This is a genomic window from Cupriavidus sp. 21MJTG02-4, assembly GCF_057798975.1.
On the sequence record NZ_JBYOJP010000018.1, the window covers coordinates 107045 to 123620 of the forward strand.

Here is a 16576-nt window from a genome sequence, read left to right on the forward strand (position 1 = left end):
TGTGCGACAGCGTCAGTTGCAGGAGCCGCCAATGCCGTTCAGGCCGGGCGTGCGCAGGCGCAGTAGCGACTTGTGCGCGAGGCCGTTGGCGGTCAGGCTGGCCGCGGCATCGGGCGCGAACGGCGCGCCGCCGCGCAGCCACTGCGCCTGCGTCCAGTCGATGGCGGCGCCTTCCGGATGGGCGGCCAGCAGCGGTGCGATGACGTCGCTGACCAGGGCGCCGAACGGCATGTCAGGTGGCAGCGGCAGCGTGAAGGGGCTGCAGAACAGCAGGTGCTGGTCCCAGCCGAAGTACACCAGCTGGTTGCCGTGGAAGTTTTCGACGCGGTCGCGGGTTTCGCCCGCGTAGCCGGGATTCAGTGCGATGACTGGCATGATGGTCTCCGGTGTGGGGTTCAGTCGTGTCCGTGGTCGCAGCACGGCGCGCTGCCGCCCTGCTCCGCTGCTGGCGTGCCTGCTGCACCGGTCCAGCGGTCCCAGTTGGCGCGGTCCTGCGAATCGGCGAAGTCGCCGCGGTCGGCCGGGCTCAGGTGGTACCAGTCGAGCACCTCGGGCAGCGTCGCGCCGCCGCAGTTGCCCTGGAAGATCTGGTGCACCGGCAGCCAGGCCTGCACATACTTCTCGGGCTCGTCGACGAAGATGTCGCGGCAGCCGTCCGAGCAGAAGTGGTAGCGGTCGCCGTCGTGCTCGGCCTCGCGGTAGCAAATCTGCGTCGGGTCGTCGGGCTCGGTGAAAGCCATCGGGATCTGGCACACCTGGCACAGCATCGGCAGGCCGGGGTTGTACCAGCGCTGGCCGGCCTCCTGTTGCCGCTGCCAGTAATCGAAGCGCGGCTTGTAGTGCTTGTCGAAGCTGTCGGGATACTTCTCGGCCAGCCACGTCATTTCGGACGCCTCCGGCACCCAGGTGTGGATCGCTGCGGCGTGGTTGAAGTTGTAGAAGATCGACCAGGCGATGTGCGACAGGTGGTCCTTCTCCTTCGCGGCCTGCTCGTGATACTTGGGCATGCGGATGCCGTAGCGCGCAAGATCGGCGAACAGCGCGCCGCCGTTCTGCTCGAAGTAGATTTCCCAGGCTTCCTTCCAGCTCATCACGCGCCTGGGCAGCATGTAGTCCATCATCATCGCCACCAGCGTCAGCAGCCGGTAGCCGCGCCAGAACCACTTGTCGATCCACTTCTGGATGATCGGACGGTTGGCCGGGTCCTGCTCCAGCATGAACTTCACCACTTCGAGCCCGAGCGTCATGTGGCGCGATTCATCGGACTGCGCCGAGAAGCCGAAGGTCACCGTGGCCATGTCGCCGTTGTAGGCCGCGCCCGACATGAAGGGCATGAACAACAGGTTGGTCAGCACATACTCGAACGAGAACGAGATCGCCGTGATGAACTCGAACGGCCCCGCCGTCATGGCGTCTTCGAAGTACGACTTCGGCACCGACAGGTACCACAGCCGGTCATGCAGGTGGCGCCAGTCGGAAAAGCCGTTGAAGTACTTGTTGTAGTGGCTGATGGTGTGGACCTGGGTCTGGCAGTGGCGCAGCTCGTCGATCGACTGCATCTGGCACGCCACGCGCGCGCCCACGCCGCGCAGCGTGCGCCCGGCCATGGCAAAGCCGCGGTGCGCCGCATACTCCAGCGGCGACACGCCCGTCAGGAACAGCTTGAGCGCGTTGACGTAGCGCGCGTCGCTGACATTGAGCTGGCCGTTGTTCTGCTGGAACGCGTCGATGATCGCGTACAACTTGCGCTCCTTCTCGGACTGGAATTTCCAGTACGCGTCCATGGTCAGGCGGAACGGGTCTTCCCAGCCGTCCCAGTCATGGATCACGATGCCTTCGAACTTGTCGTGCGGGAATACGGCATCCATGGGCTGGTAGGTGGTTTCCCAGCCGAGGTCGCGCGTGAGGATCGCGTACTTCTCCTTGAGCGAGAGCTTGGGCCGGGTAGCCTGCCGCGCGGCGGTGGCGATTGCAGTGGCGGTGGTCATGTCCTTGTCTCCAGTGTTCTTGCGGTTCGACTTGCGGCTCAGTGCCAGGCCAGTACGAACTGGTCTTCGGTTTCGTCGATATTGCCGGCCAGCGAAATCAGGCCGAGCTGCAGTTCCTGCACGTCCCACGCGCGGCCGATGCGCTCTTCCACGCTGGCGCGGTTGATTTCCAGGCGCCCCGGTGCGTCGATCTTGACCATGGCCGGATAGCGGTTGATGGTGGCGTGCGGGTTGTCGGCCTCGATTGCGTCGATGACGGGACGCATCTCTTCGTTGGCCTGCAGGGCGATGAATACGATCTGTGCGGTCATGGCGTTCGTCCCTGGTGTCATGCAACGGCGTCGGTGGGGCGGATCAGCCCCAGCCCCGCAAGGCGCTTGTCCAGCGCGGCAACCGCTTCACCGAGCGCCGCATCGGCTTCGTCGGCGAACAGGCGGCGTGCCAGCGGGGCCAGCGCGTGCTGGAAGCGGTCGAGCCATGCAAAGGCGAAGCCCGCGATCACGCCGGCATTCGCGGGAGATTCCTGCGCGGCTGTCTTCACCGTTGCATCGACCCAGCGCGTGGTCTCGGCATACCAGGCGATCATGAAGTCAGTGACCAGCGAGAACGCGGGGCTTTCGGCGGACAGGCGCGCATCCAGGCGCTGGTAGACCAGCGGGTAAAGCAGCCCGTCCATCACGAGGTTCTGCGCCACGTGCAGTTCGAACCAGTCCTCACGCACGATCAGGTCTTCGAGCGCATGGCGCAACGGCTGCCAGGCCAGGTCTTCCATCCATGCCGTCTTGGCGGCTTCGACCGCCGCCTTGTCGCCGACCAGCAGGCCGATGCGGGTCAGGTACTGCGCAATGCCCAGGCGATCCATGGTGTGGAACATGGCGGCTTCGGTGATGGCCGAGCCGTAGCCATAGGCCGTGATCGCGGCGTTGTTCATGTTCGCCGCCCACTCGACATGGCGCAGCGGCACCACGCCGAGCGTCAGCAGTTCGCGCAGGGGCGCCGGCAGCGATGCCAGCAGGCCGCGCTTCTCGACGAAGTCCAGGTTCTTCTCCATCGCGTCCTGCTGGCGCGCACGGGCGTTGACGTACGTGCCGTAGTAGAACTGGCGCGGATCCTTCAGCGCGTACCAGTCCTGCATGACCACCTGCGTGCGGCGCACGTCGTAGAGCTCGTATTGCGGCTGCCACAGCGGGCGGTAATGGAAGCTGGTCTCCGGCTGCAGGTCGTACATCGCCTCCTGGTAGCGCGTGGCCGGCTTGTCGGCGCCCAGGCGCCGTTGCAGGTTGGCGAAGGTCTGGCGGATCGGACTGACGCTGTCGGTACGGATATCGATTTGCATGGTGGGTTGCTCCTGTCTCCCTTGTGGTGTTCGGATCGGTGTTCGGATCGGTGTTCGGATCGGTGTTCGGATAGGCCGCGGCGTCAGGCCACGGTTTCGCTCCATTTGTCGCGCTCGAATTCCAGTGCGCGGCCCAGCAGGTGCGACACCGTGATGGCGCACTGCGTGGCGCAGAACGCGGAGAACTGGTCGGGGCGCATGACCAGCTCCACGTAGAGCGCCGGGTCGCCGAGCGAGAACTCGAACTCGACCCAGTGTTCATCGCGCGCGGTCACCCGGACGTAGGGCTGGGCACGTCCGCCGGCCGGGACGCTGGCATGGACAAACGGTGTGGTCATGTCTCGCTCCTGCTGCGATGCACATCGGTGGGTGTGCATGGTTCTGGGTGTGGAGACATATAGCGAAGGCCGTGCCACCGGCTGCCAAGCCGCATGGCACAAGGGATTGCGGGAAATTCCGAGGCGTTGCCCCGGCGCGCCCGCTTGATGATTTGATGAGGGGATCAAGCCTGTTTTCATCAAATGATCAAATCCACGGATATTGCGACGCACCATGCTGTCCACGGGGAATCCCCTCGCTTGCCTGGCTCGCGAAACCGCGTGTTAGGCTACGGAAAAACCGAGGCCAAGGACGTTCCTCTCCGGATCGATTCGCGCCCGCAGGCATTCTGGAGATGGAGATGACCGCCCCCCCCAAGCAGCCGCCATTCGACCTGGCTTCGCTGCTGACGATCGACCCCAAGGCCGCACAGATACGGCTCGGCGATTCCCGCATGGTGCTGATGCACACCGAGGCCCTGAGCTACTTGCGCAAGGAGATCCTCGATACGCTGGGCCTGGAACGCGGCAAGGGTCTGCTGATCCGCATGGGCTACGCGCAGGGCATGCGGGACGCCGAGATGGTCAAGCGCGAACGCAAGGAGGAACTCGAGACGTCGCCCAACGACGCGTTCCTGCTTGGCCCGCAACTGCACATGCTGGAAGGCGTGACACGCGTGGACCCGGTGCGGCTGGAGATCGACCGCGACACCGGCCACTTCTATGGCGAGTTTCTCTGGCAGGACTCCTGGGAAGGCGAAGCGCCCTACAACGAGGAACTGAGCCGCGAGGAAGGCGGCTGCTGGGTGCAGCTCGGCTATGCATCGGGCTACAGCAGCACCTTCATGGACCGGCTGGTCATTTACAAGGAAACCGAGTGCCAGCGCCGCCTCGATGCGCTATGCCGCATCGTCGGCAAGCCAGCCGAGGCCTGGGACGACCCCGACTACCTGAAGTACTTCGAGCCCGACTCGGTCATCAGCGACCTGCTCACGCTGCAGCAGGAAGTCAGCACGCTGCGCGAGACCCTGTGCGGCGCCAACCAGGGCAACCTGATCGGCCAGTCCCCGGCGTTCCGCGAAGCCTTCGGCCTGCTGTCGGCCGCGGCCGATAGCCATATCACAGTACTGCTCACCGGAGAAACCGGCGCAGGCAAGGAGATGTTCGCGCGCTGGCTGCATGACCACGGCCCGCGCGCCGAGCAGCCGTTCATTGCCGTGAATTGCGCGGCGATCCCGCACGAGCTGATCGAATCCGAGCTGTTCGGCGTCGAGAAAGGCGCCTACACGGGGGCACAGCAGTCACGCCCGGGCCGCTTCGAGCGCGCGCACGGCGGCACGCTGTTTCTCGACGAGATCGGCGACCTGCCGCTGTCGGCACAGGTCAAGCTGCTGCGTGTGTTGCAGAACGCGGAAGTCGAGCGGCTTGGCGGCGTCGAGACGCGCAAGATCGATGTGCGGCTGATTGCGGCCACCAACGTCAACTTGGCACAGGCGATCCGCCAGGGGCAGTTCCGCGCGGACCTGTTCTACCGGATCAGCACCTACCCGGTCGCCATCCCGGCCCTGCGCGAACGGCGCGAGGATATCCCGGAACTTGCGCAGGCGTTCATCCAGCGCTTCAACGCGCGCTACCAGAAGCAGGTACGCGGGCTGAGCCAGCGCGCCCGCGATGCGCTGATGCAGTACCAGTGGCCCGGCAATATCCGTGAACTCGAGAACATGATCGAGCGCGGTGTGCTGCTCGCGCCCGCGGCGGGGCTGATCGACACTTCCCACCTGTTCGCCAGCCAGCAGCAGGCCACCGAAGCGCCCGAGGACGCCGATGCCCTGCTGCAAAAGCTGCTGGACCAGCAGGTGTCGCTGCCGCAGATCGAGGGGCGGCTGATGCAGCTCGCCATCGACACGACGCGCGGCAACCTGTCATCGGCGGCGCGCATGCTGGGGATCACGCGGCCGCAACTGGCCTACCGGCTGAAGAAGTGACCGCGCTGGCCTAGTGGTAATCGAACGTGAACGTCGCGGCGGCGGTTACTGTCCCGGCGGTAACGGGCAGGCCGTTATTCAGGCCGATGTACCGGACCGCATAGTTGTACGACCCAGGGATATTGGCCTGAATGCTTCCCAATGCATTGCGCGTCTGCAACGGCACGGGCAGGTAGCTGCCGCCGGAGACGATCTGGAAGCCGACTCCGGTGGCAGCCCCGGGCGCGCCGGCGTTCGAAGCGCCGAGCACACCCGCAGTTGCGGTCTGCACAGGCGTGCCGGGGGCACCGTCGAACGTGACTCCAACGTTGGCCGGGCTGTCGCAAGTGACGCCGATGGTGAAGGGCGCCGTGCCTGCCGTTGCCCCTGCCGGACGCAGGTCAGCCGCGCGCACGGATTGCAGTGTGACAGTCGCGGGATAGTTCACATTGCAGGTAATCGGCCGCGGGATCGCAGTTCCGGTGAAGCCGATGTAGTTGATTCCGCCGCCGCCCAGCGCGCCAGCGTTCTCCCCCTGATAGACGCCAAAGCCGAACCGCGTCTGCATCGGGTCCAGGGTGCCACCGCTTATCGGCCCTGTCTTGACGAACTCAATGGAGGCCGACACCGAGTACGTCATGTCCGCGTTCAGACTGCCCAGGCCCTGGCCTCTTGTGTCACACCCGCCCCCCGATCCGTTGGTGATGGCCTGCCCCGCCTGGTTGCGCAAGCGAATGCCGACACCCGGGACGCCGGTCGAATAGACGCCGGGTGGGCCCTCCGTGCCCGTACCGTAGAAACAGGCTATGATCGGCGCGCCAGGCACGACGCGAGGCGGCACGTTGTCGCATGTGCCGGTGATGGTGTAGTTGCGCGCCGTGCCGGGGATGGCGCTGCCCACTGGCAGCGTGGTCACGACGGCCATATTGCTCATGTCCTGCAGGTATGGCATGGCCGGCGTTGACGAGCAGGCGGCTTGGACCACCTGCGGGGCAGACAGCGTGAGGATGGCCAGCAGACCATAAAGAAGGGTCGCATTCAGACCTGCCCGTTCATTGAGCGGCTTCATCGTTGTGCTCCTTATACATCCCCATGGATAGGGTCGGTTGGTCCCCGGTGACTGGATGATCGCTGCATACGCCGTCGCCTAGCGGCAGCGCAAGGCGCGCAGGCCCGACCGTCGCCGGCAGTGCGTAGGCAAATTCGCAGGTGTTGGCGCCCTGCCCTCCCCACTTTGCCGTGAGCACGCCGGCCTGCTGTTTGAGCCCACGTGCAATAAAACGCCCGTCCTGGCCGACGGTGCCGGCCAGGTTCCCGTCGCTATCGGACACCTCGGCACCGAACGGGAGCGGCTTGCCGTCGGCGGTACGCACGCGCAGGATGACGATCTGGCCACTGTTGCCGGTTTCGAAACGCACGCGGACCACAGCGCCGGACGTCGGCGCGACTTGCTGCATGGTGGAGCGCAGTTCCACGTTGAGCGGCAGGTCCTTCGGGTCGATCTCGATCTGGTTGCGCGAAAACGGCATCAGGTTCGGCACCGCGGCATGGCCCCACGGGTCCACCCGCAGGCCATTGGCGTTCGTGACGCGCGCGCCCGCGGCGTTGTCCGCCTCGATGACGGCCACGGTGTCGCCCAGCATCGGCATGAATGTCACGCCGCCGGCGTACGCCACGATGCCGCCCGATATCCCCGCGCCAAGCTGGCTGTAGCCGTTGCTTCGGCCCGCATTGGCGGTCAGCGTCGCCACGGGCGAAACATAGCCGGCATTGGCCGCGACGCCGTTGGAAACGGCGCTGCCGCCGCCGCTGGAGTGGCTGGCGTTCAGCCCATAGGTCAGGTTGTTGTCGACGCCGAGCGTGCCGGTCACTGATTCCTGCACGCCCATGACGCCCGACGAATCCCTCTGCAGGCTTGTCATGGCATAAGGAGCCTGCGACGCCTTGCCCAGCGGCATGCCCACGGTCAGCATGATCCGGTTTTCCCACTTGCCGCTGCCCAGGTTGATCTGCCGGGTTGCCGAGACCCCGTAGCTCACGCGCTTGTAGCTGTTGTTGTAGCCGGCCTGGAACTGGGTATCGCGGCCGCCGCGGTTCCAGTAGTCCTGGGTCGAGCCGGACAGGTAGACATTGCCGTAGCCGGCCGGCAGGCTCTGGCTCACGGTCATCTGCAGGCGTCCGCGCCGGATGCCGCGCAGCAGCAGGTCCGTGGTCGAACTGTCCTGGCTGCGCATCGCCACGGCATCGGCAAAGTTCAGGAAGCCGCTGGTGGAGTACCGGTAGGCGGCCAGCGTCACGTTGGTACGCGTCGGCGCCACCAGCTTGCTGTAGGACAGGCGCACGCTCTGGCCGCTACGGTCCGGCTGGTTGACCAGCCGCGTGTTCGCGTGCGTGATGTCGGCCCCGAATGCGCCATATTGCGTGTTCAGCGCCATGCCTGCGACGATCGAGAGATAGTTCTCGGCTGCCAGCACGCCCCCATAGCCCGTGAACAGGTTGGAGATGCCGCGCTGGACCGTCGCCTGCATGAAAAGCGGCGTGTCGTGGACGCCCGTGTTCCGGTACTGGCCCGATGTCACGCCATAACGCCACACCCCGGGGCGCAGCGCGTTGACCACGGGCGCGTAGGGCACCGCCGAGGCACGCACGCTGCCATCCGCCTCGGTCACGAGAACCTCCAGGTCGCCGCCGTAGCCGGTCGCGTAGAGATCGTCGATCTCGAACGCGCCGGGCGCGACCGTGGTCTCGTAGATGATGTTGCCGTTCTGGCGCACCTGCACGCGCGCATTGCTGCTGGCAATGCCGCGGATGGTCGGCGCATAGCCACGCTGGGATTCGGGGAGCATGCGGTCGTCCGTGGCGAGTTGCACGCCGCGAAAGCCGAAGCTGTCGAACATCGCGCCATCGGTAAAGGCATCGCCGATCACGAGCTGGCTGCGCAACGGTACGATGGAGCGCTGCAGGCTGGTCTGGATGGACTGGTAGCGGTTGCCGTTGACTGAATCGTACGAGAGGCTGCCGTAGTGCCGGAACCGCCAGGCGCCCACATTGACGCCGGCATTCAGGCCGACATAGCCCTGGGTAGATGACATCCCGCTGCTGTCCGTGTGATAGACGCTGGCGTTGTACTGCAGGCGCGCGGCGTTGACCCCTTCGTCCCAGTAGCGCGGGTCGACGTAACCGCGCGCGCTGCGGTTCATGAAGGACTGCGGCACGGTCAGCTCAAGCCGCTGCTCGCCGTTGTCGAACCCGGCGCTCGCGCCCGGCACCAGCTCCGGCAAGGTCAGGCAATCCGTAGCGGTCAGGCGGGCCAGGCGATCGGCAGCTTCCGGCGGAAGGCGCGTGATGTCCACGCCAGCGCGGTCGAGCAGTGTACGGTCAAAGCAAGGCTGGACATTGCGGATATCGGCGCCGGTCTGGCGCAATTCGACCTCCACCATGCCCAGCCACGCGCCATTGACCTGCAGGTCTGCCCGATATGTGCCTGGCAGCGGCACGTTGCCCTGGTTGAAGCGCGAGATGTCCAGCCTGGTGCCTCCCGGCTGCCGAAGGAATTCGTCATTGAATTCGATATTTGCCAGGCCCGCCGTGGCCGCACGGCCTGACGACGCGGCAAACAGCGACAACGCCACCACGCAGAGCGGGCACAGGCGCGGAGGAAACAGGCGGTAGTTTCTACTGACTCGCATCACGATTGCTCAACATCTGTGGCAGCCACCGCCCTGCCAGGGAGCGGCATCTGTCGGACCGGAGTGGCCAAAGGGAACCGGCAGGCGCGACGCGCCAGCCCTTGGGGGGACGACTAGTTGGCGCCGGCCAGCGGTGCTTCGCCGTCGTTCGATCCGCCCCAGTCGTTCAGCGTGTGGTAGCGGACCTTGCTGTCCGGGCCGGCGGGGGCGTCGCCCTTGAGCGGGAACCGGGCGGTTTCGCCGGGGCCGACCATGACGCCGCGATCGTTGACGGCGCGCTTGCTGCCACCCGCCAGTTCGACGCTGACGACCGAGACATGAAATGCGGTCGGGTTGTGGCACTCGAGCATGAGCTGGTCATCGGCCCGTGCCAGGTGCCAGACAAGCTTTGCCGGGGCTTCGCCCGCCTCGCCCTTCAGTCCCGCGGGACGGTAGAAGAACTTGATGCGTGAACGGAACGCCAGCTGGAGCTTGTTCGGCCCGGCCTCTTCGGCGCTCGGCCTGGGCGGAACCTCGAGCACGTTGAGCCAGAAGACCGACTCCCGATCGGCAGGCAGCGGCTCACCGGTGTAGACGATGCGCAGGCTCTGGCCTTTGCCGGCATCGATGCGCGCGACGGGTGGTGTCAGCACGAACGGCACGCTGATGCTTGCCGGCGGCGCTGACGGATCACCGTTGTCGAGCCAGGACTGCACCAGCGCGGGCGCTTTGCCTTCGTTGGTCAGCTTGATCGTGACCTCGCGGTCGCGAGCGCCGTTGTAGATGACGCGGGTGCCCGCGATGACCACTGAAGCGCGGGCCGCGGTGGCGGCTGCCAGGCTCAACAGGAGCAGCGTGGCAAGCAGGACGGCGGCAAGGGGCCGCCTTCTGAAAAGGCTGTAACTGGGCATCGAAACTTCGTCGGGGCCGGAGCAGGTGCGCCGATGTCGGCGCTCGTTCCGGCCTCGCGGCTTTACTGGTAGGACAGGATGTAGGTCACGCTCGACGAAACCGAGCCGGCCGCGGCCGCGCCGCCGGTTGCCACGTACTGGGCCGCATACGGCAGCAGCGCCGTGCCGTCCGACTTGATCGGCTGGGCCAGCGAATTCTGTGGGGTCCCGTCGGAAGCGCCGATCGAGATCAGGCTGCCATTGGACGGGTTGAGCAGCCCGATCTGCACGTTGGCCGCGCCGCCGCTGCCAACGCCATCGGTGTTGACCAGGCGGCCCGTGGCCGGGTCCACATTGGCGCCGGACTCGAAGAACGCATGGACGTTGCCACTGGCCGGATTGCAGTTGCTCAGCGCAATCTGGAAGCCCGTCGTGCCGGCGGTGCTGCCGTTGGCGGCCAGGTTGGTCTTGGAGACGGTGGGCAGCGTCACGGTAAAGCTGCCTGCATTGCCGGTCGTGATGGTGCAGGTCGTATCGGTGATCTGCCCCTTGAAGATGATGGTGCCATCCGATGCATGCGCAAACGGCGTACCGATGCACGCACCAGCGATCAGCAGTGCGGTGAAGAGCTTGGTATTCATTGTGGATCTGTCTTTAGGTTGGAAAGTTGCGAAACCGGGGCCAGGTCGGTCTGACGCGGCCCTCTGGCTTCTGGATTCGTGGCCATGCGCCGACATGACGCCGCACGGCCACAGAACGAGTGGAATCGTATTCACGCCGCTCTGCGGCCTGAATAAGGGATCCCTTAATCCGGTGGCGATTTCTAAGTGCCCCGGGAAATCCGGATGGATGCAGCCTGGCAAGCTGTCGCGATTACCCGCCCGGAAGCAGGCCGTGTTCGACGGCGTACTGGTACAACTCGAAGCCGCTGGTCAGCCCGAGTTTCTTCATTGCCATGCTCTTCTGCGCGCTGATGGTCTTGCTGCTGCGATTCGCCTGCCGCGCGATCTCCACCAGCGAAAAACCCGCGGCGCATTTGCGCAGCACCTCGAGTTCGCGCTGCGACAGCCTCGGCCCCGGCTCGACAGCTTCCATCTCGCCTTCCGCCATGGGTTGCTGCGACGGCGGAAAGTAGCTACGGCCACTGAACGCCGCGCGGATCGCGGGCACCAGGTGATGCAGCGGATCCGCCTTGCTGAGGATGACGGAAACGCCGGTCTTGCGAATGCTCTGGAGCAGCGCGGGGTTGTCGAACATGGTGATCACCACGATTCGCGTGGCCGGATAGCGCCGTCGCAGGATCTGCAGCATCGGCAGCCCGTCGCCGATCTCGCCGCCCGGCATCGAGTAGTCGGTGACGATGACATCGCAGGCCGTGGTTTCCAGCAGGCGGACCAGTTCCGTAGAGTTCCTGGCCATCCCGACCATCTGCATCCCGAGTTCCCGGGCCAGTTCCTGGCACATGCCGCCCAGCACGATCGGGTGGTCGTCGGCAATCAACACCTTGATCATTGCCAGGTCTCCTTTGCAAATGGGGGTCTTCCAGCAGTTCCGCGCAGTCCCCGGCGGCATGGTCCGGGCTGGAACCGCTTGCTGACTGGATAGTAGGTTTCCTACAGAACGCCCGATATTGGGCAAAGGCTGAATGCCCTATCGGAAATTTCAGACAGGATTGCAGCGCGTGTCCGGTTGCGCCGAAATCCGGGCACGGGGGTGCATTGGGGCGCAGCTTGAGACACTTTTTGCGAGCGATGGAGCGGGAACTGCTGAGGCAACAGTGCGTCGATTGTCCGAAAGGTTTTCTTTTTGGACTGACTGGGGCGCGAGATTTCCCAGTACATTTTTAGTCACTCCGCTTCCCCCCAGGGCAGCCGAGTTTTCCCTTGCTGCAAATCGGCGCCCGCTCCTTATGGAGCGGGCATTTTTTTGATGATTGGGCCGACTGAGGGGGGCGGAAACGGGAGACACGGCATCTTTGGCCGCGTACGGGGAAGAGAAAGCGTCGGCACTGGCGACGCTGATGCCTCTGGAGGGCGACGGGGCACTACCGGTGGCAGCAGGCGGCCACCGCGCGGTTCAACTCAAGCCAAGAAACTGACCACCCCGTCAACAAACGCCTGCGGCAACTCCCAGTTCGACAAATGGGCCGCATCGAGCGAAAGATATTCCGCTCCCGGCACAGCCTGCGACACCTCGCGGCCTTGCGCGGGCGTGGTGGCAGCATCCTGCTCGCCAACAATCACCAGCATCTTTGCCGCGATCCGGGGCAAAGCATCCCGCAGATCCGCATCCCGCACAGCCGCGCAATTGGCCGTATAGCCAGTCGGATCGCACGCGAGCAGCATGTCGCGTACTGGCGCCATGGCCTGTGCGTGCGACGCCCGATAGGACGGCGTGAACCAGCGCTCCAGCACTCCCGGCACGATGGCTGCCATCCCCTCGCGCTGCACGGTGGCAATGCGGTTGTCCCAGACTGACGCCGGCCCGATCAACGCGGCCGTATTGGCCAGCACAAAACGGCCGAAGCGATCGGCGTGATGCCGCGCCAGCCACATGCCGGTCATCCCGCCCATCGACAGGCCGCAGAAATGCGCCCGCCCGACGCCGGCATGCTCCATCACGGCGAGCACGTCGGCACCCAGCTCGGCCATGCCAAACGGCTCGGCCGGCACCGACGAGCGCCCATGACCACGCGTGTCATAGCGCAGTACGCGGAAATGCCTGAGCAGGGCCGGCATTTGCGGGTCCCACATCTGCAGTGTCGTGCCCAGCGAATTGGACATGACCAGCACCGGCGCGCCGGCGGCGCCCTCGATGGTGTAATGGATGGACACCCCGGCGCGGGTGGCCGTACCGGTGCGGGCTTGAAGATCGGAATGGGTCATGTCTGGCAGCCCGCCACGGCGGGCACGGTTTGGGTTCAGTCAGCGCGGATGCCGCGCTGGCGAATCAGCGCACCCCACTTCTCGGTTTCCCTGGCCAGGTGGTCACGCAGCACGGCCGGAGAACTGCCGATCGGCTCCGCGCCGATCAGCGCCAGGCGCTTCTGCACCGCGGGCTTGCGCAGCGCTTCAAGCATGGCGCGGTTCAGCGTGTCGATCACCGGCTGCGGCGTCCTGGCCGGCACGAAGGCCGCGAACCACGGCGACAGCTCGTAGCCGGGCAATCCTGCCTCCGCGACGGTCGGCACATTGGGCAGCGCGCTGGAGCGCTTGGCGGTGGTGACCGCGATCGGCGTCAGCTTGCCCGAATCGATCTGCGGCTTGGCCGACGTGATGCTGTCGAACATGTAGTCCACCTGCCCGCCCAGCAGGTCGGTCATGGCCGGACCGCTGCCCTTGTACGGAATGTGGAGCATATCCACGCCAGCCATCGACGTGAACAGTTCCGCCGCCAGGTGAATCGACGTGCCGTTGCCCGCCGAGGCATAGGTGAATTTGCCGGGCGCCGCCTTCGCGTGTGCGATCACCTCCTTGACCGTGGTTTCCTGCCGGCGCGCCTTGTTGGCGACCAGCACGTTCGGCACCACGGCCAGCAGCGAGACCGGCGCAAAGTCCTTGACCGGGTCATACGACAGCTTGCCGTACAGCGCCTGGTTCACGGCCATGCCATTGGCCACGATGATCAGCGTATAGCCGTCGGCCGGCGACCGCGCCACCAGTTCGGCGCCGATATTGCCACCGGCGCCGGGCCGGTTCTCGACCACGATCGACTGGCCGAGCGTGCGCGACATGTCTTCGCCCAGCGTGCGGGCGATGTTGTCCATGGCGCCGCCCGAGGGGAACGGCACGATCCAGCGGATCGGGTGGTCGGGATAGGCCGCGTGCGCGGCCGGTGCGGCGAACGAAAGGCTTGCCGCCAGGGCAAGCGCGCCTGCGCGGCCGGTGCAGGCCAGCCGCTGGAACAACGTCTTCATGGTCTCCTCTCTTCGAGCCCGCGCAATGCGGGTTGTTCTTGTCCCGGACCGCGTTTCAGCGGATCGACGACGGGTGTTTGGCCAGCGGCGTGACGTGGATCTTCATGTAAGGGAACAGCGGCAAGCCCGACAGCAGCGTATGCAGCTCGTCGTGCGAGGCCACGTCGAAGATGCTGTAGTTGGCGTACTCGCCGACCACGCGGTACAGCTGCTGCCACTTGCCTTCGTGCTGCAGTTGCTGGGCATACGCCTTTTCGCGCGCCTTGATGTCATCGGCCTGCGCGGCGGGCATATCGTTCGGCAGGTTTACATCCATCCGGACCAGGTAAAGCATGGCGTTCCTCTTTGTGAGTCAGGTTGTTCAGGCGTGATCGCGCCGGTAGTGCGCGAGCTTGTCTTCATCGAGCGCAAGGCCCAGCCCCGGGCCTTGCGGCAGATGGAGGCTGAAATCGCGGTAAGTGGGCCGCTCGACCACGATGTCATCCTTGAGCAGCAGCGGGCCAAACAGCTCCGTGCCCCACGCCAGCTGCGGCAACGTGCAGAAGCCATGCGCGGCAGCGATGGTGCCCACGCTGCCCTCCAGCATCGTGCCGCCATATAGCGCGATGCCAGCGGCATCGCCCACGGCAGCCGTGCGCAGCATGCCGAAGATGCCGCCCGACTTGGCGATCTTCAGCGCGAACACGTCGGCGCCGCCGATGCGCGCGAGTTCCATCGCATCCTCCGGACCGCACACGGCCTCGTCCGCCATGATCGGCACCACGAAGCGTGCCGCCAGCCGCGCCAGCGCCGTGCGCTGCTCGCGCGGCGTGGGCTGCTCGATCAGGTCGATGCCCGCGGCTTCGAGCATGGCGATGCCGCCGGCGGCATCGGCTTCGTTCCAGGCCTGGTTGATATCCACGGTCACGCGGGCGCGGTCACCGAGCGCGCGCTTGATCGCCGACACGTGCGCCACGTCGTCGCGCACGCTGCGCCGGCCGATCTTGAGCTTGAAGGTGTTGTGGCGGCGCTCGGCCAGCAGGCGCTCGGCTTCGTCGATGTCCTTCGCGGTATCGCCGCTGGCGAGCGTCCACAGTACCGGCAACGTGGCGCGCACCGCGCCGCCCAGCAACGTCGCGAGCGGCACGCCCAGGCGCTTGCCCTGCGCATCGAGCAGCGCGGTTTCCAGCGCCGACTTGGCGAAGCGGTTGCCGCGCGCGATCTTGTTCAGGCGAGCCATCGCGGCGTGGACGTTGGTGGCGTCCTGGCCGGCCAGCGCGGGCGCCAGGTAGGTGTCGATGGTCAGCTTGATGCCTTCGGGACTCTCGTCGCCATACGACAAGCCGCCGATGGTGGTGGCCTCGCCGATGCCCTCGATGCCGTCGCTGCAGCGCAGCCGCACGATCACCAGCGTCTGCTGCTGCATGGTGGCCATGGCCAGTTGATGGGCCCGGATGGTGGGCAGGTCGACCAGGATGGCTTCGACCGAGGTAATCGTGGCTGTCATACCTATATGCGGCTAAGGAGAGATGTCGATGAAGTATGCAGCTTGACGTTGGCTGCGTCCAAGACCGATGATGTCTCAATCAATACCCTATAGGTATGCCAATGGAACTCCGGCACCTGCGTTACTTTCAGGTCGTGGCCCAGGAACTCAATGTCACGCGCGCCGCCGAGCGCCTGCATATGGCGCAACCGCCGCTTTCACGCCAGATCCGTCAGCTGGAAGACGAGGTCGGCGTAGCGCTGTTCGACCGTGTCGGACGCGGGCTACGGCTGACCGAAGCGGGCCGGTTCCTGCTGGAGCAGACCACGCAGCTGACCCAGCGGCTCGAAGAAACGATCGAGAGCACGCGCCGCATCGGCACGCAGGACAAGCGCTGGTTTGGCATCGGTTTTGTGCCGTCGGTCTTGTATGGGGTGCTGCCGGAGTTGATCCGCGAACTGCGCGGATCGCCGCAGCAGGTGGAAGTCGGGCTGGCCGAGATGATTACCGTCGAACAGGTGGAGGCATTGAAGTCCGGCCGCATCGACCTGGGCTTTGGCCGCCTTGCCATCAATGACCCGGCGATCCGGCAGGAGGTGGTGATGGCCGAGCCGCTGGTGGCGGCGGTGCCGGCCAGCCAGCCGGCGCCGGCCCAGGCCACGCTGACGCCGCAAGGCCTGGCCACGCGCCCGTTCATCCTGTACCCGGCCCGACCGCGGCCCAGCTATGCCGATCACCTGCTGTCGCTGTTCCGCGCGCAAGGGCTGCAGTTGCGTGTGGCGCAGGAAGCCAACGAACTGCAGACCGCGCTAGGGCTGGTGGCGGCTGGTGTCGGCATCACGCTGGTGCCGGCATCGATCCAGCGCCTGCATCGCGACGATGTCCGCTATTGCCCGATCGATGCGCCAGGGTTCGTGTCCCCGGTCATCATGAGCTATCGCGTTGGCGACAGCTCGCTGTTCCTGGCCCAGGCGGTAGCCTGGGTCATGCGGCAAGGGCAATAAGGCACCGCAGCTGCAGCGCTGGACAATG

The 16576-nt window shown here is 65.7% G+C and carries 16 protein-coding genes; 2 read left to right on the forward strand and 14 right to left on the reverse strand.

The features are described 5' to 3' along the window. Positions 1-12: 12 nt before the first annotated feature. From AC3FKH_RS28285 to AC3FKH_RS28305, 5 genes are all read right to left on the reverse strand, one after another. Complete coding sequence (locus AC3FKH_RS28285; protein ID WP_488679011.1) at positions 13-375, reverse strand: phenol hydroxylase subunit P4; 363 nt, start codon at positions 373-375, stop codon at positions 13-15. Between the two features lie 20 nt (positions 376-395). Beyond that, positions 396-1988, reverse strand: coding sequence for an aromatic/alkene/methane monooxygenase hydroxylase/oxygenase subunit alpha (locus AC3FKH_RS28290; RefSeq protein WP_488679013.1), 1593 nt, complete (start codon positions 1986-1988; stop codon positions 396-398). Positions 1989-2026: 38 nt separating this feature from the next. Next, positions 2027-2299 (reverse strand): MmoB/DmpM family protein, encoded by a 273-nt coding sequence (locus AC3FKH_RS28295; protein WP_483732212.1) that lies wholly within the window; start codon positions 2297-2299, stop codon positions 2027-2029. Positions 2300-2316: 17 nt separating this feature from the next. Further along, on the reverse strand, positions 2317-3324 hold the full coding sequence (locus AC3FKH_RS28300; RefSeq protein ID WP_488679014.1) for an aromatic/alkene monooxygenase hydroxylase subunit beta: 1008 nt from the start codon (positions 3322-3324) through the stop codon (positions 2317-2319). Positions 3325-3407: 83 nt separating this feature from the next. Then, positions 3408-3662 (reverse strand): phenol hydroxylase subunit, encoded by a 255-nt coding sequence (locus tag AC3FKH_RS28305; RefSeq protein ID WP_488679015.1) that lies wholly within the window; start codon positions 3660-3662, stop codon positions 3408-3410. A gap of 341 nt (positions 3663-4003) precedes the next feature. Between AC3FKH_RS28305 and AC3FKH_RS28310 the strand changes: the two genes are divergently transcribed. Then, entirely contained in the window at positions 4004-5626 is a 1623-nt protein-coding gene (locus tag AC3FKH_RS28310; RefSeq protein ID WP_488679016.1) for a sigma 54-interacting transcriptional regulator, read from the forward strand. A 10-nt stretch (positions 5627-5636) separates the two neighbouring features. Here the strand turns inward: AC3FKH_RS28310 and AC3FKH_RS28315 are convergent, their stop codons facing one another. The 9 genes from AC3FKH_RS28315 to AC3FKH_RS28355 all read right to left on the reverse strand — a co-directional run bounded on the left by AC3FKH_RS28315 (position 5637) and on the right by AC3FKH_RS28355 (position 15565). Beyond that, positions 5637-6674, reverse strand: coding sequence for a fimbrial protein (locus AC3FKH_RS28315; protein ID WP_488679017.1), 1038 nt, complete (start codon positions 6672-6674; stop codon positions 5637-5639). Next, positions 6658-9294, reverse strand: coding sequence for a fimbria/pilus outer membrane usher protein (locus AC3FKH_RS28320; protein WP_488679018.1), 2637 nt, complete (start codon positions 9292-9294; stop codon positions 6658-6660). Before AC3FKH_RS28320 ends, AC3FKH_RS28315 begins: the two co-directional genes overlap by 17 nt. A 113-nt stretch (positions 9295-9407) precedes the next feature. After that, a complete protein-coding gene (locus AC3FKH_RS28325) occupies positions 9408-10184 on the reverse strand; it encodes a fimbria/pilus periplasmic chaperone (RefSeq protein ID WP_488679019.1) in 777 nt (258 codons plus the stop codon). A 62-nt stretch (positions 10185-10246) separates the two neighbouring features. Next, positions 10247-10804, reverse strand: coding sequence for a fimbrial protein (locus tag AC3FKH_RS28330; protein ID WP_488679020.1), 558 nt, complete (start codon positions 10802-10804; stop codon positions 10247-10249). 232 nt (positions 10805-11036) lie between these two features. Next, the gene (locus AC3FKH_RS28335) at positions 11037-11675 is read right to left on the reverse strand and encodes a response regulator (RefSeq protein ID WP_488679021.1); all 639 of its coding nucleotides are present in this window, start codon (positions 11673-11675) and stop codon (positions 11037-11039) included. 569 nt (positions 11676-12244) lie between these two features. Next, positions 12245-13048: a 3-oxoadipate enol-lactonase gene (gene pcaD, locus AC3FKH_RS28340; protein WP_488679022.1), complete on the reverse strand. Its 804-nt coding sequence runs from the start codon at positions 13046-13048 to the stop codon at positions 12245-12247. 35 nt (positions 13049-13083) lie between these two features. Then, positions 13084-14079 (reverse strand): tripartite tricarboxylate transporter substrate binding protein, encoded by a 996-nt coding sequence (locus tag AC3FKH_RS28345; protein ID WP_488679023.1) that lies wholly within the window; start codon positions 14077-14079, stop codon positions 13084-13086. 55 nt (positions 14080-14134) lie between these two features. Continuing rightward, positions 14135-14413, reverse strand: a complete 279-nt coding sequence (gene catC / locus AC3FKH_RS28350; RefSeq protein ID WP_276100453.1) for a muconolactone Delta-isomerase — start codon at positions 14411-14413, stop codon at positions 14135-14137. Positions 14414-14440: 27 nt separating this feature from the next. Next, the gene (locus tag AC3FKH_RS28355; protein ID WP_488679024.1) at positions 14441-15565 is read right to left on the reverse strand and encodes a muconate/chloromuconate family cycloisomerase; all 1125 of its coding nucleotides are present in this window, start codon (positions 15563-15565) and stop codon (positions 14441-14443) included. Positions 15566-15666: 101 nt separating this feature from the next. Between AC3FKH_RS28355 and AC3FKH_RS28360 the strand changes: the two genes are divergently transcribed. Next, on the forward strand, positions 15667-16548 hold the full coding sequence (locus AC3FKH_RS28360) for a LysR family transcriptional regulator (RefSeq protein WP_488679025.1): 882 nt from the start codon (positions 15667-15669) through the stop codon (positions 16546-16548). Positions 16549-16576 lie beyond the last annotated feature (28 nt).

Coding starts and splice junctions, on each gene's coding strand:
- catC (WP_276100453.1), bottom strand. CDS start 14,413: ATGCTTTACCTGGTCCGGATGGATGTAAACCTGCCGAACGATATGCCC.
- AC3FKH_RS28355 (WP_488679024.1), bottom strand. CDS start 15,565: ATGACAGCCACGATTACCTCGGTCGAAGCCATCCTGGTCGACCTGCCC.
- AC3FKH_RS28290 (WP_488679013.1), bottom strand. CDS start 1,988: ATGACCACCGCCACTGCAATCGCCACCGCCGCGCGGCAGGCTACCCGG.
- AC3FKH_RS28305 (WP_488679015.1), bottom strand. CDS start 3,662: ATGACCACACCGTTTGTCCATGCCAGCGTCCCGGCCGGCGGACGTGCC.
- AC3FKH_RS28295 (WP_483732212.1), bottom strand. CDS start 2,299: ATGACCGCACAGATCGTATTCATCGCCCTGCAGGCCAACGAAGAGATG.
- AC3FKH_RS28310 (WP_488679016.1), top strand. CDS start 4,004: ATGACCGCCCCCCCCAAGCAGCCGCCATTCGACCTGGCTTCGCTGCTG.
- AC3FKH_RS28285 (WP_488679011.1), bottom strand. CDS start 375: ATGCCAGTCATCGCACTGAATCCCGGCTACGCGGGCGAAACCCGCGAC.
- AC3FKH_RS28360 (WP_488679025.1), top strand. CDS start 15,667: ATGGAACTCCGGCACCTGCGTTACTTTCAGGTCGTGGCCCAGGAACTC.
- AC3FKH_RS28325 (WP_488679019.1), bottom strand. CDS start 10,184: ATGCCCAGTTACAGCCTTTTCAGAAGGCGGCCCCTTGCCGCCGTCCTG.
- AC3FKH_RS28315 (WP_488679017.1), bottom strand. CDS start 6,674: ATGAAGCCGCTCAATGAACGGGCAGGTCTGAATGCGACCCTTCTTTAT.
- AC3FKH_RS28345 (WP_488679023.1), bottom strand. CDS start 14,079: ATGAAGACGTTGTTCCAGCGGCTGGCCTGCACCGGCCGCGCAGGCGCG.
- pcaD (WP_488679022.1), bottom strand. CDS start 13,048: ATGACCCATTCCGATCTTCAAGCCCGCACCGGTACGGCCACCCGCGCC.
- AC3FKH_RS28300 (WP_488679014.1), bottom strand. CDS start 3,324: ATGCAAATCGATATCCGTACCGACAGCGTCAGTCCGATCCGCCAGACC.
- AC3FKH_RS28330 (WP_488679020.1), bottom strand. CDS start 10,804: ATGAATACCAAGCTCTTCACCGCACTGCTGATCGCTGGTGCGTGCATC.
- AC3FKH_RS28335 (WP_488679021.1), bottom strand. CDS start 11,675: ATGATCAAGGTGTTGATTGCCGACGACCACCCGATCGTGCTGGGCGGC.
- AC3FKH_RS28320 (WP_488679018.1), bottom strand. CDS start 9,294: ATGCGAGTCAGTAGAAACTACCGCCTGTTTCCTCCGCGCCTGTGCCCG.